Below are 26147 nucleotides of genomic sequence, written 5' to 3' on the forward strand. Positions count from 1 at the left end.
CTGGTATCTCATAAATATTCGGCTATTGCTTTCTCTGCTGCGTAATTGCATATAGAGGTTACTCCCAGAAATTGGCCAACGGTATTGACCTCTAAAAAATAAAATTTATCCCCGCTTTTGATAAAATCTATGGAACCACAATTCACATCAAGTAATAGCATCAATTGATGGGTTTTCTCCTCAATTTCTACAGGAAGATTGTATCTTATATTTCGGTTTGGTTTTTCGAGATTGTACTTTCTGAAATCTGTTTTGGTTCGTTCATCATTTTGAGACATTATGGCTGTGGAGAAGAACTTTCCGTTCAGATAAAAACTCCTGATCTCGAAATCCTTTTCAATTTTTTCTTGAAAAAATGTGATAAAAAAATCTGCTTCTTCACTATGATCTATAACATTGGTGTACATAATACTCTCTCCGTATTCTTTGTAGGCATCCAAAGTTATATTTCCGGTTAATGGCTTAATAATGGTCTTGTTCAACACCACTTCAGCGGTATCTTCAGCCAAATAATACGCCGGAACATCGAGCCCCAATTGTTTTGCCTGTTCCAAAACCCACAGCTTGTTTACAGCGCTTGTACTTTTCTTATTGATGTGCTTTTTAGATTCTATTTTTTTTATCACATAATCTTGCAGCCAGTGTTGATGCTCCTGCATGTGAATATTTACTGAAGGATTATCATATTGAAGGCTTTTAAATTTCAATCCACCCCTTCTATACCACACACTACTAATATCATCGATATAAAAACAGTTTCTCTGGCTTTCAATGTAGATGCGTTTTTCTTTGACTCTGATCTCAAACACTTCATCCTCATCTACCCGAATGAATTTTTTATCCATTGCTACAAGCCATTTTATAACTTCATTGGTTGTAGTCTCTTGCTTCTTGGATATAATTAATATCACTTTTTATACACTTTATACCGTGGAAGATGTAGTATGGGTGCTTGCATCAAACAAGCAGCCCATAGCTTTTTTCAAAATGTTTTTCAAATGAAGTTTTACCAGAATGAATGGCTAAAACTTTATTTAGGTAGATTTAGTAATTGTGGATAGGTTCTCCAGGTGCAAGACGACGGATTTCTCTGTAAATATATCCACCTGTACCATTTGCACCTTCATAGTGGTCATACTCAATACATCCTTCTCCTACGAAAACATTAGATTGAATTGAAGTATAGCCACCAAGAGCTCTTCCTCCGTTAATTGATGTCAAATCGTTAAGTTTTTGGTTTTCCAGTGAAGAAAATTCTTTCTTCATTCCGTTTAAATTTTTCATATTTTTTTAATTGATGTTTATGTTCGCCATCTTACCCTGGCGTTTAGGTTTTGTTATCTAAAATTCGACACAAACTAAAGCCTTTACAAATGGCAGTTGATATGCGGGCACTTTGAGGGTTTTTCCGTTAATTTTGCATGCATATTCGTAAAATATCAATTGCGATTAGAGATTTACTTCGGCCTCGTATAAGGAAATGACGTATTAAAATTTGCCGATATATTTAAAAGAATCTTCAGAAAAACATTAAACCCGTACAGATATAGAATGAAAGCCGACAGATATTTGTCTGCTGTTTTATTTAGGATTTAGTATTTATACTTTTAAAGAAATATTAATGCCTGTCATTTGGCGGTTTTATATGTATTATTAGCCAATCCCATATTTAATGAATGTCACTGCGAGAACACTTATACTTTGTACATTATGCTTTTCAATTGTTTTTGCCTGCAGGAATAAGAATGAAAATGCTAAGGTGGAAAAACCATTGGTTATAAAACCTGCATTCCAGGATAATTTATCGCTTATCTTGTCTTTCGACACCTTGTCGATCGCGGCAGTAAAAAAAATAGTGTATCAGCAAGACAGTGTATTGAGCAAGGATCCGGATAGAAATTCAAATCCATATTACCATTATTTTCGCGCCAGAAAATATATTTTCGAAAAGAAACGGGATAGTGGCTTAATTGCCTTTCAGAAAATGAAAGGGCTTAAAGCAAACGACGACATTGAGCTGTTAAAAACTTATCGCATTTTAACCCATAAAATGCCCCAGGGATCAATGGTAGAACCTGCTTTAATGAGCCAGATTTTTGCCGCTTTAAAAATTTCTGAACATAGCCACAGCCGGTTAACTTATTATTTTTATGATTTACTCGCGCAGGCCTATTTCCAGAACGGCAATGAAAAAAAATCTATTGAGTACGCGGCGAATTACTTTAAACATAATCCTTTTAACACACATCCCGTAATTAAACAGCGCTATTATGATATTTCATTTCTGCTTGCAACGCGGCTGGGCGACTTTAAAAAAATGATTTATTACAATACTCAAGCCCGGCGATTGGCTGAGCAACTTGGCGATAGCCTGGCAATGGCCCGCACTTATGATAACGAATCACAGATTTACAGCCGGCAGCAACAACCTGGAAAAGCGCTGTCCTGCAGCAGAATTTATTTCAACTTCCTTAAAAAAACCAACAACCTTAATGGCATTGCTTACAACAACCTTGCTACCGCATTCTCCCAAAATAATCAGCCCGATTCTGCCATTAAGTACTATAAAGCAGGAATCGCATTCGAAAAACGAGATCTCTCGGTCAGGCCGAAGGAATTTTATTACAATGGACTCATCGAAGCGTATAAAATAAAAGGAGATTTTGCACATGCGCTTCAGGCTGCGGATTCTGCATATTCTATCGAATTGAGCAACTACAAAGCCATCGAAGCGGTTAAAGTTGCGGAGATCCACGAAAAATATCAAACCGAAAAGAAAGATCGGAATATAGCAGAATTAAATAATCGAAACAAACTTAACGAAACCATTATAGAGCAGCAACGCTGGACGCTTGTATTAGCAATGCTGATGTTTATGATCATCGTCTTTTTCTTTTTTATAATCTACCGTCAGCAGCGACTAAAAGAAAAAAACAAATTACTTAAATCTGAAAACCAGAGGTTAGTTGTAGAGCAAAAAATGCTGCAGGCGCAACTTAATCCGCATTTTATATTTAATGCAATCGCCAATCTACAAAGCCTCGTAGCTTCTGGCCATATTGATGAATCGGTTTGTTATTTGCGTTCTTTCTCTGGTCTTTTGCGTGGTGTTTTGGAGCAAAACAGAAAAGATTTTATTGAAATTGAAGAGGAAATTAATTCGCTCAACAACTACCTTCAGCTACAGCAAATGCGCTATGCTGATGTTTTCGACTATAAAATTACGGTTGATGGCCGGATCGATCAGAATCAAACGCTTATTCCCCCTATGCTGGTTCAACCTTTTGTTGAAAATGCAATTGAACATGGTTTTAGAAATATTGACTATAAGGGTTTGTTAACCGTTTCCTTTGGCATTAAAAATAATCTCCTGGTGATTGAAATTGACGACAACGGAAGTGGTTTGACTAAAAAAACAGCAGAACATCATAAGAAACAATCCCTTGCCCAGATCATCCTCAAAGAACGGTTGGATTTGCTGTTCACTGCAAAAGGCCAGCAAGCTTGGTTTGAAGTAAAAAATAAAGAAACGGATACTGAATCAGGAGTATTCGTTGACATCATGATTCCAATAATTACCGATTAACTTATTTCTAATGAAACTCTATATTTTAGAAGACGAAATCCGGATTTTACAGCACATTTTACAAATTGTTAAAAAGATAGACTATCTGGAAGTAATTGGCACTGCCGCAGAAATTAAAGTAGCTTCGAAAGAGATACCATTATACAAACCTGATATTATTCTGGCCGATATCCGTTTGAAAGATGGAGATAGTTTTCATTTGTTTGATGAAATTGGCCTTCACGATTTTCAGGTCATTTTTCTCACAGCTTATGATCAGTATGCAATACAAGCGCTGAATTTGGGCGCGTTCGGATATTTACTTAAGCCAATTGATGAGGTACTGTTAACCATGCACTTAAATAAGTGTTACCATCACCGTGAACAGGAAACTTTAGGACAGCAACAGCTTGCCATTGCTAAAGAACATTACCTTGCGCAAGGTGTATCTGCCACGAAACGAATAGCACTAAAAAGTCTCGAATACATCGAAGTTGTAGCCATCGAAGATATTATGTATTGCAATAGCGATAAGGGTTATACCACATTTTATTTAAAAGGCGGCACCGAGATTCTGGTTTCGAAAGGGTTAAAGGAATATGAAAGTCTGCTCACGCCTTTTGGCTTTTTAAGATGCCATCAATCTTTCCTCGTCAATTTTAGATATGTCAAAAAATATTTCAGGGAAGGGTATTTACAAATGGAAAACAAAGAAAATATTTTGGTTTCCAGCAGAAAAAAAGAAGAGGTGTTGCGTTACCTAGAAAACATTGCATAAGTTAATTACGGCAAATTGGAAGAAGCATTATCCGGCGTCTCTTTAATATTTACCGCAGAGATTGAAGAGTAGTTTGGCGGATATTCTACACTTTAAAAATATCCGTATCAGGTTAAAATACACCCCCAGATACGGATAAATTAGAGTTTCTTAATCGGGAAACATTTATGAAATTTCCCGATTCACCAAAGCTGCCATTTAAATGAGTTCAGTCAATACAATTACTGGATTCTCCTGTAATTTCTCCTCAATTTGCTCAGCAAAGGCTTTTATGTAGGGCTGATTGTTGTGTAATTCCAGGCCTTCGGCACTTTTCCAGATTTCATAAAACACAAACACATTCTTAACCTCTAAACCTTGGTGAAGCGTATACAATTCACATGCTTCTTCTTTGCGTGTTTGCTCTACCATATTTTGGAGCACGGCACAGATATCCGCTCTGTATTGCTCTTTTGCTTTAATAGTGGCAACTAAATAAATTTTCATATCTCTGCATTTTTGAGTTCCAAAACAAATGTTTCTTCCAGATGATTTCTATAGCGCTCCATATCGCGGCTTACATCTGCATTTTTTTCTACATCATGAAAATGGAAACTCTTTAAAGGTTTCATTCCGGTAAAGGCATTCATACGATGAAAGCCGAACAAAGGTCCCTGATCTACACTACGCTGATCGAAAAATTCTCCCGGTAAAGTAAAAGCTGTTTCAGGAGCATTCCAACTTGTCGTCAACATATAGTGTTTTCCGTTCAGCATTCCGCCTGTTCCGTAATTGATTTCAGGGTTCTCAGCCGAGCGGCCGTCACTGTGGTAAATCCCTTTTTGATGCCCGGCAGTAAAAACCTCATCAATGTATTTTTTAAAACCATGAGGCAATTGAAACCACCAGATTGGTGTATGGTAAATGATTACATCCGCCCAAACAAATTTCTGAACTTCCTCATTACGATCGTATCCATTGGAGATAATGGTTTCCTTAACTGCAAAGCCTTCCTGATCTGCAAAAAAAGCAAGCGTCTGCTCAGTTATGGTATTGTTGAACTTCCCGCCAGAATGACCAAAATTTTGTCCAGCATTGATTATAAATATATTTTTCATCTTTATTTTATTCTGATTACGGAGCAAATTTACTTCGGTATTATGCATTATAAAAATTAGATGATTTATATATTTGTATCATAAAAATAATACTAAGCCATGGTTAATCTTGAATGGTACCGCACCTTTAAAGCAATTTATCATACCGGAACATTGACTGGCGCTGCCGGATCACTATTTATTTCCCAACCCGGAGTAAGCCTGCATTTAAGTTCTTTGGAAAACTATGTAGGCTATAAACTTTTTGAACGTTCTGGTCGGAAAATGTTACCTACAGAAAGGGGCAAAATTTTATACAATGCAATTGCTGAAAGTTTGAGTACGCTTGAGCAGGCAGAAAAAAATTTTCAGCGCAGTACAGAAAAACATACTCCCACAATAAGTATTGGAATGTGTTTCGAAACCTTTCAAATTACCCTGGAACAATATATTTCTTCTTTAGCATTTAACGTGATCATCCGCTTTGGCGATTACAATGAAATGCTAGACAACCTGGATAAAGGGATTCTGGATTTAATTATCACGCCACAGAAAGGAACTTCTGCAAGTATTGAGCATCAGGCATTTTCCTCAGAAACAATTGTGCTCGTTGCTGGAAATCAGTTCGACGATCAATCTTTCCAAAAACTTATCAAACAGAAAAAATATGCAGAGGCTGAAGAATTATTGAAGCAGGAAAAATGGTACGGTACCACCGGCGATATGGAACATCTCTTTCGCTTCTGGCAGCTGAACTTTGGCAATACCCCGGATTTCCGCCCCAATTATATTGTACCAAATTTGAATTCAATTGTCAGATGTTTGAGCAGTGGTAAAGGTTTAGCCGTAGTACCCGATTTTTTGTGCAATAGGGAAATTGAGAATGGGTCGGTCAAACTAATTTGGAAGGGACACAAGCAGCTCAAAAACACCCTTTATTTTGCCAACAAAAAAAACACTACACATTCCATCGAAATAGAAACTATAAAGACATTATTTAGGAAATTGATGAAGGAACCTTTATAGAAAATAAAGTGCGATTGCAATGGATGATGTCATTCATACGGCTGCAAACTGCCTCCAAGTTGGTTTAGTTTCTTTTGTAATTTTGATGTATCGTCTTGACAGAGAATTTATCCGGCATGAATGGAGAAATTATTTGGCTGCGTGACTTTAGTTTTCCATACAATATAGCCTAGTCTGCTGCAACGGTCTGAAATGAAGTTTTCAATGTGGAGTGAAACAGGATGTAAAATGCGGTAGCGAATTTTATATTTCGCATTGTAACTGAGCTGTAAATAGAGTTCACTGTTTTGAGATCTGATCTCGCTTAGTGCAACCAGATGAATATTTTGAAGTTCAGTTGCGGCGCGTTGCAACCTATTGTTCATAATTTTTGCTAAGGCCGGATCCCGATTAAACTCTGTTTCTATAACTGCACTTACCGTAACTCTCATGACACAAAATTATTCATCTTTAAGGCTTCTGCAATAAAGAATTTTTAACTTACTGGCAAACAGCTCCAATAGTTTTGAACATCAATTTATCTTCCCGGGGAAGTGATCTGATGCAGAGCTCGAAGCGTTTTTTTGAACAGAATGTGAGAAATAGTTTATGGTCAAATCACAGCTTGATTGTAAATATTCGTTGTCATAAATCGCACCGTAACATGTGTCAAAATGCTTTAAACAAGCTTTTTAGAATCTCATATACCATTATGACTTTACTTTGTCAAAACTATACCAGGCGTTAAGATCGAAAAATATTCTTTCTTCAATGCGAAAACATTCGCAAGTAAAACGTGTTGTACCCTTAAATAAAAAAATAACACTATGGGAAATATACTTTATTTAATTGCAGTGGTCTTAGTGATCATTTGGGCGATAAGCTTTTTCGGCGGCTTTTATACCGGTGGAATTATACATGCACTTTTAGTAATTGCAGTAATTGCGGTAGTGCTCAGACTCATAAAAAGCGCAGCTTAAATTATTTAAACCGGGGCAAACGTTCCGGTTTTTTTATTTGTATTTCATCTTCATGAAAGACATCAAAACACTCAAATTATAATAAAATAAACAATTAATCAAAAAGTGATGTTCTTGATTAAAACTACAATTATGAAAAATTTTCCATTTGCGCTAGCCATTGCCTTTTCAATTATATGTTTCTCTTGTTCTGGAGAAAAAGCAGATACAGCAAATGCCGACAGCATGTATAAATATACAGATACAACTAAAGTGATTGACTCTAATGCAACCGATAGTGCATCTGGAAAACTGCTTGCCGATACCATTTCCAACACCCCTGCGGGCGTAAAAAAATAAATAAAAAATGGCCGGATCTATGTTGATTCGGCCATTTTACATAAAAATTCATCATAGAATTTTTACGCTGCTGCTTTCCTAATTTTTTGTTGTTTCTTTAGTTTTACATATACTACTGCAGAAATTGCCGCCAGTATCAAAAACAGTACGTCTATAAAAAGGATGTCGTATTCGCCTCGCGCAAATGTTTTCCAGAACCAATTTCCGCGCCTAATTCCATCAAGTACGGGAAGTAACGCACATAACAAAACGGACAATAGTAAAGTTTGCGTATTGGTTACATTGAGATTTCTGCGCAGAATAAAATATATTGACAATAGCAGCCACGAGTAAAAGTAAAGATGATAAATATCTGCCTGACCAGCATTTTCTTTAAACAATAAAGCGATCATTGTAAAAGCGGTTACTGGCAGCATACTTAAACATACGGCCATAAAAATATTGGCTGTCCAGAAGTTAAAAATGCGTTTGTGCTTAGGCACATTATTTTTATCGCGCGCCACAAGCCAGATCAAAATTCCTGAAATAATAACCAGGCAGCCCATTGTGCCGAGTATGAAGAAAATAATTCTTAGCGGTTTTCCGCCAAAATCACCAAAGTGCAGATGGTAAATTAAACTTTTGACTTTATCCACGTAACTCGATTGCCCATTTGGCGATATGCTTTTAAGAATCTTTTGATCTTTTACGCGCATAATCAATTTGCCTGTGCCAGAAAAACTTTCTTGGGCAAGAGGTTTAGCCGTTAAAATCACGTGCATATTCTCATCACCGTAGTTTTTGATTTGCACTGAAGCAATGCGGCTATTTTCCCATTTTTTCCCGCTCTGATCCAGAAAAGTATTCAGATTAAAATCAGTTGATAGAGGCTTATAGCTATATGTAAATTTGGCGGTATCATTATATTCCAAATCCTGATATAATGCTGCACCATTGCCCTTATATACATATTGCGTAAATGGTGCAAGTAAAATTGAGTTCGCAATGAGCACCACGCCAGTTACCGCAAATACAAATTGAAATGGAAAACCAATTACCCCTATTGCCGTATGCAAATCGGTCCACACGTTTTTCCATTTTGCCCAGGGCCTGAACGTAAAAAAGTTGGAAATGATTTTATTCCAATGCAACATCAATCCGGTAATGAGCGCAAAAAGAAACAAAAACGACACTACGCCCGCCAGCAAATAACCAAAAGGAACACCAAGATGTACAGGCACTGCATTCAACTGCGCCAGGAAATGCAAACGGTATAAAAACTCGCCCATATCATAAGTGTCTTGATAATCTCCAGATTTCTGATTGGCAAAACTGTAAGTGAAGTACATCGAATCTCCGTCTCCGCCACGCCCGCGACCTCTTTTACCTTCGCCTTTTGGCTTTTCAATTTTCTTTTTTAACGTAGTATCATTGGATGCAGAAACGGAAACATATGCGCCCATATCGTGTTTTTGCATAAAGAAATCCAAATCACGCCCTTGCAAATTTGTTTTTTCGCCAAGTGAATCAATCACATGGCTAAAATCGCGTTTCACCGTTTTGCGGCTCTGTGCATAAGATGTATTTTTCTGCCAGGCGCTAATCTCTTCCTTAAAAAAAGACAGAGAACCTGCAAAAAAAATGACATACAATAGTGCGCAAATAATGATGCCACTTATGGTATGTGTATGAAAGTAAATATTGTATTTTCTATTGTCCATGTTTTAAACGATGAGATACAAACCCGTAAGTGCAAGGGTGATCAGGAAGTATAAGGCCAGAATTTTCCAAACATTTCTGGCAATAAATGCCATAAGCAGCAACACCGCCCAAAGGATATAACCGCTTATAAAAGCCGTTACAACCACATCTTTTGCCGGAAAAATTTTAGTGAGTAACAAATGAAAACTGAACATGACCGCATAACCGCCAATTGCGCCGGTAAGAATTTTTACCAGGCGAAGCCAGGGCGAGCGGGTTAAATGCTTTTTGTTGGCAGGCATAATAGTTAAATAAAAATTTCCAGGAGGAAGACACAGCCGTAGATTAGTATAATGTTGCCAGGTTTTAAATATGCGAACGGTTGCAAAACGACAATTAAACTGCCTGCAGCCATCAGCGAAATTACTGCCCCAAACAAACCACTTGCCCATCCGAAAATGATTACAAAACCAGTGGTAGCCAATAACAACAGCACCGCAGCACCTAAATGCGCATTTTGTTTGTTTGCCCGCAACTTTTGCAGATAAAGTCTCGGCTTTGATGGTTTATACTGTTCTGAGGTAACATAACAGATTTCAAATGCCAGAAGAAAAATTAAAAATAGGGTTGATATCATATCGAAACTTTTGGGTTAGAAAAATCTATTTTCTTTTTCCCAATCTTTCTGCAAATATAGAATTGAAACGGGTATATGACAATATTATTTATAATTATTTTAAATAATAACAGTGAAGCATATGCGCATCCTAATCTCATTATAGCAATTTCTATATAATCAGCGGCTTATGTTTCAATGCAGTTTTTTCACATTTTTTCAATCGATTGAAACTCTCACATCTCGTAGAAAAGAACAATTCTACAATGGTTAAATTTCATTTTCGGCAAATTGTGCCTAATATCGTTTCATTCTAACCGAATATTCTTAAAATGATACAACATCCCAACCAAACAGGCGCGGTATTTCCGTGCGAAGGAAAACTGTATTTAACAGCATATTTAGTACGCTTTATTGCAATTGGTATCTTTATTAACATATTCTTTGCTACCCTTACCAAAGCGCAGATTCCCGTTTTGATCAATGACAGCAATCCACACCAGATTTTAACTTTTGGGCAAGTAGATATCTTGGAAGATCGGGCTGGGAAACTTGAAATCGGGCAGATTTTAACCGCAGATATTCAGAAAAAATTCAGGCCCAATGCAAACAGGATCCCAAAAAACGATCACCTAAATTCTGTATACTGGTATCGTTTCAAAATTGGCCACAATTCTGCTTCATCAAAAAAATGGATTCTTGAATTTTTCGATCAATCCATTGCAGATTTGCGTTTATATGTTCCAGATGGTTTTAACAGTTACCAGTTAAACACATTTGGCACAGATTATAACTTTAACCAGCGCATTTACAACCACAAAAATTTCACTTATGATCTGGTAAACAAAACCGATAAACTGCTTACCTATTACGTGAGGATAAAATCTCCAACGCCTGCAAGTGCAATTTTTGTTGTGCGCGATTTGCGCTGGTTTGTAGCCTACGCACTCAGTGAATATTTCATTTTTGGTCTTTTCTACGGTATGATCATCGTTTTTTGTTTGTATAACCTACTGATGTTTTTCGCCATAAAGGGCAAACAATACCTGTATTATGTCGTGTATAATTTGAGCATTGGTTTATATGAAATGTGCAATGATGGCATCGCTTTTCAATATCTCTGGCCAAAATTGCCACAAATTAACTTATACGGTTTTGGTACAGCTTTGTTTTTAAGTAGTGTTTTCGGAATGCTTTTTACCGCAAAATTCCTTTATCTGGAATCTAAATCGCCACGTTTGTATACCGCAATTCTCGTTACAATCGCTTTGCGGAGTTTATTTTTCATCGCCTGCCTCATCAATCCATCTTTATTCAATTTTAAATTGTTAGAGTTTATTCCGCTTGTACTGGTTTTTTACGCTGGCATTTTGCTTTACCGCAAAGGCTACCGCCCTGCGTTATTTCTGGTGATTGGATATGGATTTCTGATTATTGGTTTCCTGGTTAAAATTTTGTTGCTGCTTAAATGGATTCCGTACGGAACATTGAGTTATTATAGTTTAAGCATTTGCTTTATTCTGGAAATGGTGCTGGTATCTTTCGCAATTGGCTATAGCATCCGCAGTTTGCGTAAAAAACAGGCTGGTGCACAAAAACGCATCATCAACCAACTTATCATCAATGAAAAACTAAATAAGAACCTCAATTCAGAATTGTCTTTATTGGTAGATCAGCGTACGGCAGAACTGAAAGCGAAAGCCGAAATTATCGAAAGGCAAAACGCCGAAATTTCTTCAATGAATGCCTTGCTTAAACAAGACAACCGCGAGCTGAAACTGAATATCGAAAAGGTAACCAAAGCGCGCGTAATGGCCAAAGTGGTAGATTTTGAAGAATTTTGCAACATTTACCCCGATAAGGACAGTTGTTTCAAATACATTTCTGAACTCAAGTGGAGCGATGGTTACAATTGTAAAAAATGCGGAAATGAGCATTATCTGGCCGGACAAACTTTATTTGCAAGGCGATGTACAAAATGTGGTTACGATGAATCTGTAACCGCATATACTTTGTTTCAGAACAGCAGAATCCCGATTAATAAAGCCATGTACATGTTGTTTCTGGTTTATAATTCCAAGGGTACAATCTCTTCTCATAAGCTTTCACAAATTCTGGCCATCAGACAAAGCACCTGCTGGACCTATAATTCCAAAATGCAGAAAGTGCTGGATGAACGAAAAGAGGAATTAAAAACTGTCGGCAACGGACAATGGAGTTTGCTGGTGCTGGATAAACAAACAAATCTAAATTACCAACGCAACGCAAGCTAAAATAATCGAAAAAAAATTTGTGTTTAAAGCGTATCAGTGCAGTTGTAATGTACAGCGCAAATGACATATAGAAAGCTTTTTAGCAAGTTTATCCTTGCGTATAAAGCGTATCATAAAAAATTACAACAAACTATATATCAGCGTTTTAAGTAATTTTTTATTTGTTTTTTGACGATAATTAAAATAGGTTTGCTTTATCTAATCATTTATAACCAAATAAAAAAATGAGTAAAAAACTTACACTATTTATCAGTATGGTGTGCTTTGTGGTTAACCTGTGTTTTGCGCAGGATATTAACGTCAAAGGAACCATCAAAGACAAAAACGGCGACCCGCTTCCTGGGGTTTCGGTAAAAGTTAAGGATTCAAAAATCGCTGTGTCTTCCGGCACTGCCGGAAATTTCTCCATTTCTTGTCCGCCAACAGCAACACTCATCATCTCTGCGGTTGGCTTTGCCACTCAGGAGGTTGCCGTAAACCGCAAAAACGAAATCAGCGTTACTTTACTGGAAGAGTCCAAAAACCTGACAGATGTTGTTGTAATTGGCTACGGAACCACAACCAAAAGAGATGCAACAGGCGCAATTTCCAGCGTAAAAGCCACTCAACTGGAAAATGAAAACCCCCAAAGTATTACCGATGTCCTTCGTGGAAATATTCCGGGTTTATCTGTTGGATTAAGCTCCAGTGCAAAGGGTGGCGGCGATCTTTTGGTTCGGGGAAAGTCTACGCTAAGTGCCGGAAGCTCTCCTTTAATTGTACTGGATGGCGTAATTTATAATGGTCAGCTGGCAGATATTAATCCGAATGATATTGATGGAATTGACGTTTTGAAAGACGCAAGTTCTCTTGCAGTTTACGGCGCTAAGGCCGCAACAGGGGTTATCGCAGTAACTACAAAAAAGGGGCGCGGCGAAACACCAACCATCACCATTAATACCAATGCAGGCTTTGCAGATGTAGCCAAAAATATGCGTCCGTACCAGGGCGAAGATTTTCTGGCCTGGCGTGCAGATGTAATGCGTAGCGGCGCCACAACACCAGAATATCTATACAATGATCCACGGGCTTTACCTGCAGGCGTAACGCTCAACCAATGGCTTAATGGCCAAAGCGGAGATCCTGTAGATTTATGGCTAAACAGATTGGGATTAGTTGCCAATGAAAAAGCAAATTATCTGGCTGGCAAAACAGAAAACTGGTACAATGACATTTTCAGAACCGGTTTCAGGCAAGACCACACTGTAAGTCTGGGCGGCAAAAAACAGGAAGTAACCTATTACATGTCGCTCAATTACCAGAAAAACCAGAATATTATTGAAGGTGGCGAGTATAGTGCAATACGTGCCCGGCTGAATTTAGAAGGAGAAGCCGCTAAATTTTTAACCCTTGGGATGAATGTTCAATTCGCTGATCGCGATGAAGCACGTACCGGAACGGGTTCATTAGAGGCAGACTGGTCTCAGCTCACTAACCTCTCCCCTTATGGCGATCGCTATCTTCCAAATGGCGAATTAAGAAGAATCCCGACAGATGATAGCGGACTAAATGCACGAAACCCATTTTTAAGCATGACTTACAATGAGCGTATGAACCGGCAAAATACCTTATTCGCCAGCTTATACGGTCGTTTAAAATTACCTTTCGGCATTACTTATCAGCTTAATTTTAGTCCGGGATTGGATTTTTACCGCACTTTCGACTATAAATCTTCCCGTAATCCGGATGTAGTTACGCCCGGCGGATCGGCAACGCGTGCTAATGAAACCCGTTACAACTGGCAGGTGGATAATCTGATTAAATGGAATAAAACCTTTGCTAAAATCCACAATGTGGATGTGACTTTATTGGCAAATGCCGAAAAATACCAAACCTGGTGGACACAGGCCGGAAATGAAGGCTTCGTACCCGGTGATGTATTGAGTTACCACAATTTATCCAGCGGAATAAAACCAACAACAAACAGCGAAGATAAAGTGTACACTGGCGATGCTTTAATGGCTCGTGTAAACTACAGTTTGCTTCAACGTTATATTCTTACATTATCGCTGCGCCGTGATGGATATTCTGTATTTGGTGTAAACTTTAAAAGAGCAACTTTTCCTGCTGCTGCTTTCGGCTGGATATTCACCGATGAGTCATTTATGAAAAACCAAAGTTGGCTCGGCTACGGGAAACTACGGATTTCTTACGGCGTAAACGGAAATCGAGATTTACGAAATCCGGATAATGGAACCGTTGATCCTTATGCGGCGCTTGCCCAACTGGTAAGCGGAAAATATCAAACCGTAACTCCCGGCGGTACCGCATCAGATGTAAATACCGTACAAATCAGTTCTAAAATGGCCAACGCGGATTTGAAGTGGGAACAAACTACGGCTTTTAACATCGGCTTGGATTTCTCGGTATTAAAGGATAGAATCAGCGGATCGGTAGATTTCTACGATAAAAAGACCAGTGATCTTTTGGTTAGGCAAACCCTTCCAAACGTAAGTGGATATTCAAATGTATATTCTAACCTTGCAAGAATCAATAATCGTGGTGGCGAGTTAAACTTAAATTCCAAAAATCTAATTAACGGTGCCGTTAAATGGAATACCAATTTCAACCTTTCTTTTAACCGAAATAAAATTGTAGCGCTGGCTTTACCAAGTGATGATCCGGGAAATGGATGGTTTATCGGGAAAGATATTGATGTAATCTGGGATTATAATGTTGTTGGCGTATGGCAGGCAAGTGAAGTTGCCGAAGCAGCAAAATTTACGAAAGCTGCAATTAAACCCGGAGATTTTAAGCTTGAAGATGTAAACGGAGATTACGCCTATTCTGATGCCGATAAAAAATTTCTCGGCTATCGCACACCGCGTTTCTTTTTAGCCATGCGCAATGAGTTTAATATCTTCAAAAATTTCGATTTTTCTTTTCAACTGCTTTCTAACTGGGGCCAGCTTAAACAATACAATCAGGCAAAAAACCAGCCTGGTAGCGTAGGTTTCGCGCGGGCATCGTCTTACGTTCTTCCGTACTGGACACCAAATAATCCCATCAACGATTATGCACGTTTAAACTCTGGTTCTAGCGGCACAAGTTTCAATGTGTATTGGAACAACTCTTTTATTCGCCTGAACACCGTTGCACTCTCTTATTCTGTACCGAAAGAAATTGCAGAAAAACTCCGTTTAAAAACCGCTAAAATTTACGCCAACGTAACCAACGCAGGCTATTATGCGCCAACATGGACATATTGGGACCCGCAGAACGATGGTCCGACACCAAGGTTTTACACACTCGGAATTAATGTTACCCTTTAAGCTCACAATTATGAAAATTATAAATCAAAATATATTTGCCCTGCTGGCCTTCCTATCGATGGTCGGTTTGGCAGGATGCAAGAAAACTTACCTCGATTCTGAACAACTATCGAGCTATGCTCCCGAAAACTTAAATAACCTTGTCGCGATGAAAGCGGCTTTAAACGGACTTGGTTTTGCTACGCGAAGAGAATTTTTCGGAGATTCTGCACCCATGCTTACCGAATCAATCTTCTCTGATGTAGCTGTTGAAGGAACTACAGATAAAAATACCCCAGCCCAGGATTTGGTTTCAAGGATTACTCCGGATGCGAACCTGAATAGCGACGATTTTAACAAAATTGGTTGGTATTGGGACAATGAATTTGTAGCCGTGCGTCAGGCAAACACTATTATTTCCAATATAGACAAACCAACTTACGGATCTGAAGCAGAGAAAAATGCGATATTGGGAAGCGCGTATTTTTACCGCGCATACAATTATTACAGATTGGTACACCAATTTGGTGATGTGCCTTTATTATTGCAGGATTTAGACGCGCCTAAAGCCGATTTTTATTCTACCAAACGCGAAGTAATCCTCCAGAAAATGAAAACAGATCTGGAATTTGCCCAAACCTGGGTTACAGACGGCGGCAATAAAGGCGATGTTAGCAAAGGTGCAGTTAGTCATCTGTTAACAAAAGTTAACCTTGCGCTCGGAAAATTCGATGACGCAGTTACTTCAGCCACAAATGTAATTAACGGCGGAAAATATGGAATGATGACTACGCGTTTTGGCAGCACCGCTTCTGATGCGACAAAAAATGTAATCTGGGATCTTCACCGTATGGATAATAAAGCCATTTCTACAAATCGCGAAGCGCTATTTCTGGTTATCGATCGCGAAGCTTTTGCCGGCTTTACTCCGCAAGGTTCTCAATTGATGAGAAATACTGTTCCAGCCTGGCATTTTGCCAATGTAAAAACACCGTCTGGTGCCACCGCAATTGTTGATGCTGTTACCGCAGAAATTCCTTTAACCAGAATGTATGGCAGAGGAATTGGCCGTTATCGTGGTACACCTTATAGCACCAAATACATCTGGACAGACAATACCGATTACCGCCATGCCAAAGGCATGTGGATGGATATGACCGATTTGGTTTACAATAATCCGGCATTAAAAACATCAAGTAATGCTGCAGATCGAGCGCTGTATGGCCAACCACTACAAGCGTATTCACAATCCAACTTATCTCAACGCTTTACAAACGGCGCATTAGATACCATTCGCCACTGGTTTGGCTGGCCGCATTATAAAGTATTCATCAATTCTACGAATGCTTTGGCAAATGATCCGTATTGGACACCTCCACGCGGAACCAATACCGATTGGTATGTATTCAGACTTGCTGAAACGTATTTGCTAAGAGCCGAAGCTTACTATTGGAAAGGCGATTTGGCTTTAGCAATGGCCGATTTGAATGTAGTGCGCAGCCGCGCAAATGCCGCTCTTTTAACTGATCCGAGTAAGGTAACTATTGGAACCATACTCGATGAGCGTGCAAGAGAATTGTATTGGGAAGAACCCCGTAAAACTGAACTTACACGCATTGCCTACATTTTTGCACAAACGGGCAAAGCGGCTTACAATGGAAAAAGCTATAGCCTGGCGAATTTTTCTGACAATAATTTTATGTACGACAGAATCATGGAAAAGAATGATTTTTACAAAAATCAGGTACCAACCTTACAAGGTGTAAATTACCGCATTGCGCCGTATCATGTACTTTGGCCAGTCCCGGCTAGCGCGCAAAGGTTTAACACCGGAGGAAGAATTAACCAAAATAAAGGTTATGCGGGTTATGAAGATAATGTGGCTCCGCTAGATAAACTGCCTTAAAGCTCATCACTTATGCGAACGGGTAACAAACATTTGTTACCACTATCCGCAGCCCGGCTCCGGGTTGCGGATTTTTTTTTAAAACCTAATTTTTTAAGAATACAAAATAGAAATATATTCCTGACAACCAAAAAAGCTGCCTAGGGTAGTTTTATGGTGGAAGCTAAAAAACCTAACCAAATTTTAATATAAACTTAAACCAAAATGAGTCAGAAAATCAATTTTTTCAAATTGGCAGCTATTGCTATGTTCTTTTTTGCCGCTGCATGTTCTAAAGACGAAACCAGCCCCGCAGATGAAAAACTTAATGCCGCGCACCTCGGCACAGCTGCCTATCCAAGCAATATCAACACACAGTTTAATCAACCAGATGGCCCCTATAGTTACGCTCAGGCGAGTGCAGATTTCGGAATGGCCAACCTAACGGGATGGAATCAAGACCGCGCATACATTTCAAGTGGATGGGCAAGAGCAACTTTGGCTCCAAATTCAGTATCTAACGGATTAATTGCGGGCGCAGACATTTCTGACGGATCCGCTTACGAAGCCACATTTAAAGTACGTTTTCACAGTCAGTTTGATTGGAGCCGTGGCGGTAAAGTGGGTTTTGGCTTTTTAATCGGTGAAGGGAACACAGGTTGTGATATTGCTACAGACGGCAACGGAGGCAGTTTACGCCTGATGTGGTACAACAGCGGAAGCCGTGTATATTTTCAACCTTATGTATACCATCGCGATATGGCTGGCCCTTGTGGAGATACTTTTGGCAAATCTTATCCTTCTAGCGGCAGTCTGGTTAAAGGCGAAACGTATACCGTACATCTGTATGTTAAAAGCAATACCGGTTCTAATAAAAATGGCTGGGTTCAGGTACTCATCAATGGAACCTCAGTACTTGACCAAGCCATTCGATGGACAACCAACGACGCACAACGACTAATTAACAGACTTTCTTTTCACAACTTCAGAGGTGGCAAAGATGTTGCCGTCTGGGGTTCAAGTCAAACCAGTTACATCTATTTCGATGATTTAGTGGTCAACAAAGTTCAGTAAAAAAAATGGTCATCAGTTGCTGAACTGATGACCATTCTATAATATGAGCTATGCCTGCTTAAAAAACGCCGGCATAATGATTATCTGTTTTATTGATCAATTTTGCACCTTTTGTTACAGCACCGGTTCTGCTATTTGATGATGTAAATATTCCGTCTTTACCAACTGGATTTACGGCAACAAAAACATTATTTTCATTAACCACAAAACCTTGATACTGGCCCCTGAAAACAGCGAAAGCATTTCTGAAATTTCACGAAAAAAGGGCTATCGTTATCCAACGCATTAAAAAGTATCTTGGTTACCTGCACAACAAATTAAAAAATTCCAGATTTGCATTATTGTTCTTTATGGAAGATATCTGGCTTTTGATGGAAATCTCCCTTAATGCCTAAAACACCCTGATGAAAGCAAACTCGTTATTTTTTCATTTAACCTGCAAGCCATAATTATCCCCATTTTCCACATTTGCTAATAGAATGCCACCAGAATTTTGTTGATGAATCTGATCTCAAAATGGCATATTAACGTAAAAGGTTATCGCCAAAAATAAATCCGATTACCCAATTCATTTTCAACAGGCTACAAAAATCAACAAGAAATACTCATAAATCTTCTACTGACAGAAAACAATTCTGGCATGATTTTGTATTGTAAGCATAAAAATTTTCCAGGCTTTTAAACAGCACTTAAAACGGGTAAATAAAGCAGTAAAAAAAGACTTACAACCGCCATACGGTCATAACGTCAAATCATTTTTTTTGCTTTTGTCTGTACGGATGTCGTGTTTAGATTGCTTGTAAAACAGTTGTTCGATTTCGTTTTTTAATCATTTAGAGTAAAAAAGGTCATTGTTTATTCAAATTCCAAATAGCGCTCAATGGAATGTTTTTTTTTAATTAACATCAGCAATAAATTAACTTGCGGTGGTTCAGGATCCGAACAGAACCAAAATACAGATGACAAAAGACAAAACTATCACAACGGGAGATGATCAACCAGAAAAACCTATTGGCAAATTTTCGTCCTGGTTTATCACACTATATGATGTATATCGCTTTATTGCGCGTTTTTTCAGGGAAGGTTTTTTGCCCCCTTATGAAATAAAGGAACTTATCCGCCAGTGTTACGAGATTGGTTACAGATCTGCACTTTTAATTTCTACCACCGGATTTATTACCGGCGTGGTTTTTACCAAACAATCCAGACCATCACTTGCAGAATTTGGTGCAACATCCTGGCTTCCATCTCTGGTTGGAATTGCATTACTAAGAACATTGGCTCCATTACTCACCGGACTTATTGCCGCTGGTAAAGTGGGCTCTAGTATTGGCGCAGAACTGGGTTCTATGAAGGTGAGCGAACAGATAGATGCTATGGAAGTTTCGGCCACCAATCCTTTCAAATTTCTGGTTGGATCGAGGGTTTTGGCTGCAACCATTACCATGCCTATTTTAACCTTCTACACTGCAATGGTAGGTATGTTGGGCGCATTGCTAAACGTATCTATGAGCGAAGGAATGAGCGCCGCAACTTTTTTTCAGAGCGCACTTGAAAAAATTACATTTTTAGATATTACAGCCTCAACTTTTAAAGCCATTTTATTTGGTTTTACAATTGCATTAGTAGGTTGTTATAAAGGGTACAATTCATCTAAAGGAACAGAAGGCGTGGGCCATGCAGCCAACTCTGCGGTGGTTACGGCAATGTTTCTGATTTTTATAGAAGAAGTAGTTTGTGTACAATTTTTTAGCTTGTTTAACTCTTAAAACCGATGGATATAGCTATGAACTTAAACGAACAGCGCGAAAAGGTTATCGAAATTAAAGGCCTTAATAAAGCCTTTGGCAATTACGTTGTACTGGAAGATGCTTCTTTAAATTTGTATAAAGGCGAAAATTTGGTTGTACTGGGAAAATCCGGAACAGGAAAATCTGTATTGATTAAAATCATCATCGGTCTGCTTCGCCCCGATTCTGGTTTGGTACGTGTACTCGGACAAGAAGTAGATCAGATTCCATATAACGAATTGCTTGCCTTAAGATTGAGGGTTGGGTTTTCTTTTCAAAACAGTGCATTGTACGACAGTATGACCGTGCGAGAAAATCTGGAATTTCCTTTAGTAAGAAATCAACGTTCCTTAACCCGCGGCGAAATTAATGCGACAGTAGAAGAAATGCTTGATGCAGTAGGATTGTTGCAAACCATAAATCAAATGCCTTCAGAACTTTCTGGCGGCCAGCGCAAACGAATCGGCATTGCCAGAACACTAATTCTGAGACCAGAAATCATGCTTTATGATGAACCCACAGCTGGCTTAGACCCAATCACATCTAAAGATATTAATGCGTTAATAAACGAAGTACAGGAACGCTATCGCACCAGTGCAATTATTATTACTCACGATTTAACCTGTGCAAAACAGGTTGGAGACCGTGTTGCCATGCTTTTTGAACGAAAATTTGACAGACAAGGCAGTTTTGAAGAGGTATTTACATCTGGTGACGCAAGTGCCCAGCCATTTTTTGACTATAATTTTATCCAATAACAATGACTGATAACAAAAAGAAAATCACGGTCGGAATATTTATCGCCATTGGCCTTTTTATATTTATTCTAGGCATCTTCACCCTTGGTGGCCAAAAAAAGACTTTTGTAAAAAGCTTTACCGTAAGTGTGGTATTTAATGATGCCCAGGGATTAAAAAAAGGGAACAACATTTGGTTTTCTGGCGTAAAAGTAGGAACCGTAAAAAGCATTGATTTCTTCGGCACTTCGCAGGTGAAAGTTCAACTGGATATTGAAGAAAATGTTCAGCGTTTTATCCACAAAGATGCTGGCGCAAGTATTGGTGCCGATGGATTAATCGGAAATAAAATTGTAGTGGTAAGTCCGGGGAAACCTCAATCTCCAATTATTGAAAATGGCGATCGTTTAAAAGTAGACAGTTCACTTTCTACAGAAGATATTATGAAAACCCTGCAGGTAAACAATAAAAATCTGGTAGAAGTAACCTCAGATTTCAAAACGCTTTCTCAAAACCTGGTTGACGGAAAAGGCGCAGCGGGTGCTTTGTTATCCGATGAAAAAATTGCGGCCAACTTTAAATCAATGGTAGAAAATTTAAACCGCACAACTGTTGCTGCTTCTAAAAGTGCGCAGGATTTGAACCATTTTAGCCAAACCTTGAATAACAAAGATGGTTTGATGCATAAAATGCTTACCGATACTGCTGTATTTTACAGTCTGCAACAATCGGCTGCAACTTTGCAAAAATCGGTGCAATCTGCATCTAACCTTGCCGCAAATTTAGATGCTGCTTCCGGAAAACTGACTAAAACCGATAATGCTGCCGGATTGCTTTTGAACGATCAGAAAACTGCAGACCAGGTTAAAGCTATTATGGCCAATTTGGAAAAAAGCAGCGCCACGCTTGATGAAGATTTAAAAGCTTTGCAAAGCAATTTTTTGTTTCGCGGTTATTTTAAAAAGAAAGCTAAATACTCACTGAAAAAAGCGAATAATTAAGCGTACAAAATAAACAACAAAACGGGGAGTAAAATCCCCGTTTTGCATATATAAAAATTTCGATGTTAACTGTTTTTAGTATGTCGAACAATGTACAGCTTGTTATTCAACTGAATAAATTTAACGGACAAGCGTTTTTCAAAACCGGCCGGCATTTTATAATACTGCAGTTCTGAATAGTAATCTGCATAATTAAACAGTAATGCATCATAACCAAAAGGCAATTTGAGTTTTAGAATACCATTCTCAAATTTAACATCGCAGTAAGCTGTTCCTTCCCAAATGCTCACCTTTTTATTTCCATTTATGCCACCAATACGGAATGGATTAAGTTGTGACAGGTTTACTTTCTTCTTTACAAAATGACGCACAAAAACCGGCGATGATTTTTCTTTCCAGCTTGGAAAGGGTTTCAACAAACCCGGCAATAAAACGGTATGCATAAGATGTTCTTCCGGTTTTATTTTCACATCAATATACGTTGCAATTAAAGTTCCGTTGCCAGTATAACTTTGTTGATTTATGTGGTAGTTATTGTTGGTTTCTACCGGTGTATATTTTTCTGTAGAGATAATTTCACCAAGCCGATTAAATGTTATGAAAGATGTTTCTTCGTTATCAGCATGCCCGGTATAGTTTTTCACGACAACTTTAAAGGTTAGCGCAAGTGTATCCAGATAAATTGAGCTCACATAATTTGCAGATGAATCTGTATGTTCAAAATCAAGTCTCCCCGAAAAAGGAATCTCATCAATTGCTACATTTTTCGATTTAACAGGGCTGCTTAATTCTGAATAAGAACGGTTTAAAATACCTGCATAAATGCGCTCGTATATAAATGGAACAAACAATACAGTTGCGACAATTGAGATTAAAACCAAGAGCATTTTCTTCTTTTTCATAGAGGTTTAAGAAAAGTTAATTATTAGATATTGCCATCAATCATTATATGTAGATCATATGCAATCAATTGCCGGCAAACTAAAGCTAACGAAAATACCAGAGGAATTGCTACTTAGGTTTTCTACTTCTCCAAACTGCTAAAATCTGAGCCAGAATACTAGTATGAAGCTTTGCCGGCAGATTGAAAAGAGTAAAAACCAGACCGAGAAACTTGATGTTGTACTCTTGATGATTATGCAAATCATTCCCTAAATCTTGAAAACATGAACAGTACAGAAAATACACCGAAAGAAGAAGAAATCATTAATCCAGAACAGTTTCAGGTTGGCCGTACACCGCAAGAAGATAAAGAGCAGGATGACAATGGCTACACCAGTGAGGAAATTCCTTTCGCCGATGGCGAAGGTACAGAACTGGATGAAAATATTGAGTTGGATGAAGACGACGAACTGGAAGCAGAGGATCCTGCAGGTGAAGAAGATTTTGACGATGAGGATGCGGATTTCGAAAATCCGGAAGACGATCCGGCATAAATTAAGAACCACAAAAAAAGCTCCACTTAAAAGTGGAGCTTTTTAACTAAGCGTTTGCCTAAACAGTTTAGTTTCCTGAATATTTTACAGTTTCTACAGCATCCTGAACAGATTGAGACAAATTAGAAAGCAAATTATAACCGGTTGCTTTCTCAATATCACGAACAGAAACAATATATTGTTTCCAATCGGCAAGAATAGAATTATTATTTGGTGTGTTGATGGCAATTATACGCGTACTTGCAGAAACGCGGTTCAAATCTCCGTTTCCTACCGGAAGAATTACTGCAACTTTCCAGACATTTGCCGGCACAGTTATTTTACCTCCATTAATGGTTGTTACAACTGCAGCACTTGCAGAACCTACACCTCCACTACCATAACTTCCCATAATGATATAAACTTCGTTACCACTTAACACCTGAGTGCGAAGATAGCTTTCGAAAGATTCCCATGTTTTTTGGTTATTATTTGGCGCCTGGGGAATCATATTGGTCATTAAAAACGTAGCCGAGTTGGCATCTACAGAACTTGTTCTGTCCCCACTTGGGCAATTGTGCCCACGGTCAAAACCAGATCCCGAATAACTGTTGTTCTGCACCTGGTACCAACCTGTCGGCAAACCAGAAAAAGCAGCAAAATTATCCTGACGAGTAGCCGCGCCGGTAATATTGCTTGCATCTAAGTGCCAGCTAACCCAGTTTGGTGTACCTTTAGTCATATTGTAGCTCTGCACATAATAATGCTGATCAATTAAATAATTGTCTGCAGTAACTACAGTAGCTTGTGCACCAGAAATATTCCCGAACAACAGGTTAGAATTGTCTCCCTGTGCGGGTGGTGCATCAACACCAGCAACAGGTGTACCTCTTCCAGGTGTAGCTGGTGTAGTTGTTCCTGTAGAATCTGCCGGATCTGTATCAGGTGCGCCCAGAGTTACACCAGATGCACCTGTACCTTTAAAGGTAATATCATCCAGGTTAACACGCGTTGTACCTGTTTTTTTAATCTGAAATCTTACTTTACCTGTAGCTGTAACTTTAAAAGAATCTGTTACAAGTGTGGTACTGGTTTCTGCAATATCGGTTCCAACTTGTGTGTATTTTACACCGCCGTCTGTAGACATCAGCAATTGCCATGTAGAGTTGGCATCGTTCCCGTATTTTGCGTGTTTAATATAAAGGGTATTTAAACCACTGATATCAAAGTTCATGGATATAAAACCGTTACGTAACCTGATCGATTTGGCTCCGTTTTTAGCATCTGCCGCTAAATTTCCGATCAAAGCATCGCTTAATGTCCATTTACCGGTATTTAGTTGAAGACTATCTACTGCATAAGAAGTTTTAGTACCCGACTCAAAATCTTCGGTAATTGTGTAAGGCGCAGGTGGCGTTGTAGGTTCTTCAATATCCGTAGTGGCTTTTTTCGAGCATGCGGCCATTACCAGCACAAATGCAGGTAAAAGCATAAATTTTCTAAATTTCATCATAATGATATAGGGAATTAATGATTACGTTCGAACTCCAACTGCCAGAAATAAGACATTTGCTTAGTCCTAACCAGAAGAATAAAAACGGCCACGAAGATAAGTATAGGATTTAGTCACTATGCTAAATTAACATTAACAATTTTGTTAAGATTGACTAAAAATAAAACTCCTGCAGAAAAAAAATTATTGAAGATGCTCAATATCATGCTTTGAACCAATTGCAATCAACTGTCCGTACTTTTCAAAACATCAACTTTAGGCAATCAAAATTCCCTATTTCATGATACCATTTTTTTTAAGCGACAAACTTTTTCAATTGTTCATCCGGTATTTTTCACTTTCCGTGGTTTTTCTTATTCTGTTTAGCCTTTGGGGCGAATACCGCTATTATGACTATTTTAACATCAACATCATCAATATTTGTGATCTGCCCGAATTGCTTTTTACAGAGCGTGCAATGTTCACTTCAGAAAAATTGACCGTGGCACTTGCCACGCCAATTCTTATTTTCTTGGTCCACGTATTGTACTGTTGGATGAGCGATGTTTTCGGCCATAAACTTTGCCACAGAGTGTTTTTTTTTAGTCTTCTTGTTTTAAACGTATCGATATTCTTGTCTATCTTCCAACCATTAATTTCTCTTTTTCCACTAATCTTCCTCATCTTAAACCTACTCGTCCTTTGGCTAGTTCTTTTCCAGGTAAAAAGATTTCACGGCAGAGGCATTCAGATCCACATTTTCATCACAATGTGCATTTACCTGTTCGTAACGGGCTTCAAACGCATTCAACAAGATTTTATCTGGCATTTGAACAGGCAACCTCGGGAAATTAAGACCGTAACCGAGCAACAATCAACCTCGTTCAATGCTCCTTTAATTTTAGTTGGCAGCACAGAAAATCTGGATATTTTTTACGATGCAGTAAATCGTCGCGGTATCATTTATCCAAAAACAAATCAATAAAACTGATCGAGACTGAAATCTGCTGGATACAAGTCTCAGAACAGATTTTTTACAAATTGACCAGCGTCAAAGAAACTATTGATAATTATCAAACTGATTTTCAATATTTTTTAGGAATTTTAAAAATTATCCAATTGCATCTGGCAGCAAACGAAGCATTAGTTTT

The 26147-nt window shown here is 38.5% G+C and carries 25 protein-coding genes; 14 read left to right on the forward strand and 11 right to left on the reverse strand.

The window, feature by feature from the left end; genetic code table 11:
- Positions 1 to 8: 8 nt before the first annotated feature.
- The gene (gene gwsG, locus ACJVDH_RS15470; protein ID WP_443944305.1) at positions 9 to 911 is read right to left on the reverse strand and encodes a grasp-with-spasm system ATP-grasp peptide maturase; all 903 of its coding nucleotides are present in this window, start codon (positions 909 to 911) and stop codon (positions 9 to 11) included.
- A gap of 133 nt (positions 912 to 1044) precedes the next feature.
- Positions 1045 to 1284, reverse strand: coding sequence for a TIGR04139 family peptide modification target (locus ACJVDH_RS15475; protein WP_443944306.1), 240 nt, complete (start codon positions 1282 to 1284; stop codon positions 1045 to 1047).
- Between the two features lie 475 nt (positions 1285 to 1759).
- On the opposite strand from ACJVDH_RS15475, the gene ACJVDH_RS15480 reads away from it, so the two are divergent.
- Both ACJVDH_RS15480 and ACJVDH_RS15485 read left to right on the forward strand, forming a co-directional pair.
- Positions 1760 to 3586 (forward strand): tetratricopeptide repeat-containing sensor histidine kinase, encoded by a 1827-nt coding sequence (locus ACJVDH_RS15480; RefSeq protein WP_443944307.1) that lies wholly within the window; start codon positions 1760 to 1762, stop codon positions 3584 to 3586.
- Between the two features lie 10 nt (positions 3587 to 3596).
- Entirely contained in the window at positions 3597 to 4343 is a 747-nt protein-coding gene (locus ACJVDH_RS15485) for a LytR/AlgR family response regulator transcription factor (protein ID WP_443944308.1), read from the forward strand.
- 198 nt (positions 4344 to 4541) lie between these two features.
- Here the strand turns inward: ACJVDH_RS15485 and ACJVDH_RS15490 are convergent, their stop codons facing one another.
- Positions 4542 to 4829: a putative quinol monooxygenase gene (locus ACJVDH_RS15490; protein ID WP_443944309.1), complete on the reverse strand. Its 288-nt coding sequence runs from the start codon at positions 4827 to 4829 to the stop codon at positions 4542 to 4544.
- Positions 4826 to 5440: an NAD(P)H-dependent oxidoreductase gene (locus ACJVDH_RS15495; protein ID WP_443944310.1), complete on the reverse strand. Its 615-nt coding sequence runs from the start codon at positions 5438 to 5440 to the stop codon at positions 4826 to 4828. Before ACJVDH_RS15495 ends, ACJVDH_RS15490 begins: the two co-directional genes overlap by 4 nt.
- A 99-nt stretch (positions 5441 to 5539) precedes the next feature.
- Between ACJVDH_RS15495 and ACJVDH_RS15500 the strand changes: the two genes are divergently transcribed.
- Complete coding sequence (locus tag ACJVDH_RS15500; protein WP_443944311.1) at positions 5540 to 6445, forward strand: LysR family transcriptional regulator; 906 nt, start codon at positions 5540 to 5542, stop codon at positions 6443 to 6445.
- Positions 6446 to 6552: 107 nt separating this feature from the next.
- Here the strand turns inward: ACJVDH_RS15500 and ACJVDH_RS15505 are convergent, their stop codons facing one another.
- The gene (locus tag ACJVDH_RS15505; RefSeq protein WP_443944312.1) at positions 6553 to 6876 is read right to left on the reverse strand and encodes a hypothetical protein; all 324 of its coding nucleotides are present in this window, start codon (positions 6874 to 6876) and stop codon (positions 6553 to 6555) included.
- 375 nt (positions 6877 to 7251) lie between these two features.
- Here ACJVDH_RS15505 and ACJVDH_RS15510 point away from each other — a divergent pair, with 375 nt between their 5' ends.
- On the forward strand, positions 7252 to 7404 hold the full coding sequence (locus tag ACJVDH_RS15510) for a lmo0937 family membrane protein (protein ID WP_443944313.1): 153 nt from the start codon (positions 7252 to 7254) through the stop codon (positions 7402 to 7404).
- A 132-nt stretch (positions 7405 to 7536) separates the two neighbouring features.
- Positions 7537 to 7743 (forward strand): hypothetical protein, encoded by a 207-nt coding sequence (locus ACJVDH_RS15515; protein ID WP_443944314.1) that lies wholly within the window; start codon positions 7537 to 7539, stop codon positions 7741 to 7743.
- Positions 7744 to 7805: 62 nt separating this feature from the next.
- Here ACJVDH_RS15515 and ACJVDH_RS15520 read toward each other — a convergent pair whose 3' ends face one another.
- The 3 genes from ACJVDH_RS15520 to ACJVDH_RS15530 are packed head-to-tail and all read right to left on the reverse strand — an operon-like array spanning position 7806 to position 10060.
- Positions 7806 to 9443, reverse strand: coding sequence for a PepSY-associated TM helix domain-containing protein (locus ACJVDH_RS15520; protein WP_443944315.1), 1638 nt, complete (start codon positions 9441 to 9443; stop codon positions 7806 to 7808).
- Positions 9444 to 9446: 3 nt separating this feature from the next.
- Complete coding sequence (locus ACJVDH_RS15525) at positions 9447 to 9725, reverse strand: hypothetical protein (RefSeq protein ID WP_443944316.1); 279 nt, start codon at positions 9723 to 9725, stop codon at positions 9447 to 9449.
- Between the two features lie 5 nt (positions 9726 to 9730).
- On the reverse strand, positions 9731 to 10060 hold the full coding sequence (locus ACJVDH_RS15530) for a hypothetical protein (protein WP_443944317.1): 330 nt from the start codon (positions 10058 to 10060) through the stop codon (positions 9731 to 9733).
- A gap of 311 nt (positions 10061 to 10371) precedes the next feature.
- On the opposite strand from ACJVDH_RS15530, the gene ACJVDH_RS15535 reads away from it, so the two are divergent.
- The 4 genes from ACJVDH_RS15535 (at position 10372) to ACJVDH_RS15550 (ending at position 18561) form a co-directional block, all read left to right on the forward strand.
- Positions 10372 to 12312 carry a 7TM diverse intracellular signaling domain-containing protein gene (locus tag ACJVDH_RS15535; protein ID WP_443944318.1) on the forward strand — a complete coding sequence of 647 codons (1941 nt, stop codon included), beginning with the start codon at positions 10372 to 10374 and terminating at the stop codon, positions 12310 to 12312.
- Between the two features lie 224 nt (positions 12313 to 12536).
- Positions 12537 to 15623 carry a SusC/RagA family TonB-linked outer membrane protein gene (locus ACJVDH_RS15540; RefSeq protein WP_443944319.1) on the forward strand — a complete coding sequence of 1029 codons (3087 nt, stop codon included), beginning with the start codon at positions 12537 to 12539 and terminating at the stop codon, positions 15621 to 15623.
- A gap of 10 nt (positions 15624 to 15633) precedes the next feature.
- Positions 15634 to 17508, forward strand: a complete 1875-nt coding sequence (locus tag ACJVDH_RS15545; protein ID WP_443944320.1) for a RagB/SusD family nutrient uptake outer membrane protein — start codon at positions 15634 to 15636, stop codon at positions 17506 to 17508.
- Between the two features lie 204 nt (positions 17509 to 17712).
- Positions 17713 to 18561: a polysaccharide lyase gene (locus ACJVDH_RS15550; protein WP_443944321.1), complete on the forward strand. Its 849-nt coding sequence runs from the start codon at positions 17713 to 17715 to the stop codon at positions 18559 to 18561.
- 58 nt (positions 18562 to 18619) lie between these two features.
- Here ACJVDH_RS15550 and ACJVDH_RS15555 read toward each other — a convergent pair whose 3' ends face one another.
- Complete coding sequence (locus ACJVDH_RS15555) at positions 18620 to 18766, reverse strand: hypothetical protein (protein ID WP_443944322.1); 147 nt, start codon at positions 18764 to 18766, stop codon at positions 18620 to 18622.
- Between the two features lie 754 nt (positions 18767 to 19520).
- On the opposite strand from ACJVDH_RS15555, the gene ACJVDH_RS15560 reads away from it, so the two are divergent.
- Genes ACJVDH_RS15560 through ACJVDH_RS15570 form a run of 3 tightly spaced genes read left to right on the forward strand, consistent with a single transcriptional unit; the run spans position 19521 to position 22089 of the window.
- Positions 19521 to 20330: an MlaE family ABC transporter permease gene (locus ACJVDH_RS15560; protein ID WP_443944323.1), complete on the forward strand. Its 810-nt coding sequence runs from the start codon at positions 19521 to 19523 to the stop codon at positions 20328 to 20330.
- A gap of 17 nt (positions 20331 to 20347) precedes the next feature.
- Positions 20348 to 21109, forward strand: a complete 762-nt coding sequence (locus ACJVDH_RS15565) for an ABC transporter ATP-binding protein (protein WP_443944324.1) — start codon at positions 20348 to 20350, stop codon at positions 21107 to 21109.
- Between the two features lie 2 nt (positions 21110 to 21111).
- A complete protein-coding gene (locus tag ACJVDH_RS15570) occupies positions 21112 to 22089 on the forward strand; it encodes an MlaD family protein (RefSeq protein ID WP_443944325.1) in 978 nt (325 codons plus the stop codon).
- Between the two features lie 65 nt (positions 22090 to 22154).
- Here the strand turns inward: ACJVDH_RS15570 and ACJVDH_RS15575 are convergent, their stop codons facing one another.
- Positions 22155 to 22991 carry a hypothetical protein gene (locus ACJVDH_RS15575; protein WP_443944326.1) on the reverse strand — a complete coding sequence of 279 codons (837 nt, stop codon included), beginning with the start codon at positions 22989 to 22991 and terminating at the stop codon, positions 22155 to 22157.
- Positions 22992 to 23255: 264 nt separating this feature from the next.
- Between ACJVDH_RS15575 and ACJVDH_RS15580 the strand changes: the two genes are divergently transcribed.
- A complete protein-coding gene (locus ACJVDH_RS15580; protein WP_443944327.1) occupies positions 23256 to 23525 on the forward strand; it encodes a hypothetical protein in 270 nt (89 codons plus the stop codon).
- Positions 23526 to 23592: 67 nt separating this feature from the next.
- Here the strand turns inward: ACJVDH_RS15580 and ACJVDH_RS15585 are convergent, their stop codons facing one another.
- Positions 23593 to 25017 (reverse strand): DNA/RNA non-specific endonuclease, encoded by a 1425-nt coding sequence (locus tag ACJVDH_RS15585; RefSeq protein ID WP_443944328.1) that lies wholly within the window; start codon positions 25015 to 25017, stop codon positions 23593 to 23595.
- Between the two features lie 280 nt (positions 25018 to 25297).
- On the opposite strand from ACJVDH_RS15585, the gene ACJVDH_RS15590 reads away from it, so the two are divergent.
- Positions 25298 to 25981 (forward strand): hypothetical protein, encoded by a 684-nt coding sequence (locus tag ACJVDH_RS15590; RefSeq protein ID WP_443944329.1) that lies wholly within the window; start codon positions 25298 to 25300, stop codon positions 25979 to 25981.
- The last annotated feature ends 166 nt before the right edge of the window (positions 25982 to 26147 follow it).

The organism is Pedobacter terrestris, from assembly GCF_052343045.1.
Lineage (GTDB): Bacteria > Bacteroidota > Bacteroidia > Sphingobacteriales > Sphingobacteriaceae > Pedobacter.